The following is a 1,176-nucleotide window of genomic DNA, read 5'->3' as shown; positions in this document are numbered from 1 at the left end:
CGTGTTCTGGCCGTACAAATCCCTGATCGTGTCGTTGCCCGCGCCGCCGTCGATGGAGTCCGTGCCGTCGTTCGAATAGTCTCCGATCAAGTCGTTGCCGTCGCCGCCAAAAATCGTGTCGTTCTGAGCACCTCCGAGAAGTGTGTCATCGCCACCTTCCCCCTCGAGCGTATCGCTTCCTAGCCCCCCGACGATCGAGTCGTTGTCCGCCCCGCCCAGCAGGGTGTCGTTGCCGGCCAGACCGTCAAGAGTGTCGTTACCATCAAGGCCGCTCAGCGTATCGTCGCCGGATGTGCCTGTCAGCAAATTCGCAAACTCATCACCCGTATCGGTAATGCCGGGGTTAGGACCGATCACCACGTCGCCATCCGTGAAGCGCAGGATGGAGACATTCGTGATTGTATCGGTGCCGTCCGATCCGACGGTATCCTGAACCGTCGCCTCACCCAGGGTTGCAGTCGTGGTGATGATGTAATTCGCAATCGAGCCGGCGAAGAAGGCCGTGTCGCCGGTCGTCCCACCGCCGTCGATCGTGTCGTCGCCCGTGCCGCCAGTCAGCTCGTCGTCGTCGATACCGCCCATGAGGCTGTCGTTTCCGGTGCCGCCGTCCAGCGTGTTCTCTCCCGCCCCGCCTTCCAGCGTGTCGTTGCCGGCATCGCCGAAGAGCTGGTCGTTATCCGCGTCGCCCTGCAGCAGGTCGTCGCCGTTGTTGCCGCGCAGAGTGTCGTCGCCGTCGCCGCCCACCAGCGTTTCCAGCGCCCCGTTGGTGCGGCCCGACCCGCTGATCGAGTCGTTGCCGGCGCCGCCATCGACCCGCAACTCGTTGGTGTAGTTGTTGCCGTAGCTAAGGACCCGGATGGTGTCGTTCCCGAGTCCGCCAGTGACTGTCACGTTCGAGGAGTTCGTCTCCGCGATCCCCTCGAAATCGGGGTAGACGTCGATGAAATCATTGCCGTCGCCGCCATCCACGGATGGGCCCGAGGCCGCCTGGATGAAGTCGTCGCCATCGCCGCCCAGAATCGTGTTCTGGCCGTACAAATCCCTGATCGTGTCGTTGCCCGCGCCGCCGTCGATGGAGTCCGTGCCGTCGTTCGAATAGTCTCCGATCAAGTCGTTGCCGTCGCCGCCAAAAATCGTGTCGGACCCCTCGCCGCCGATAAGCGAGTCGTCCTCCGT

The 1,176-nt window shown here is 63.3% G+C and carries 1 protein-coding gene; it reads right to left on the bottom strand.

What is annotated here, in order from left to right; genetic code table 11:
* Positions 1-1,176: calcium-binding protein (locus tag DR046_RS22955; protein ID WP_135227405.1), on the bottom strand; the 1,176-nt coding region annotated here is incomplete at both ends.

This window comes from Jannaschia formosa (genome assembly GCF_003340555.1).
Classification (GTDB): domain Bacteria; phylum Pseudomonadota; class Alphaproteobacteria; order Rhodobacterales; family Rhodobacteraceae; genus Jannaschia; species Jannaschia formosa.
This window is presented reverse-complemented; position numbering and strand designations above follow the sequence as displayed.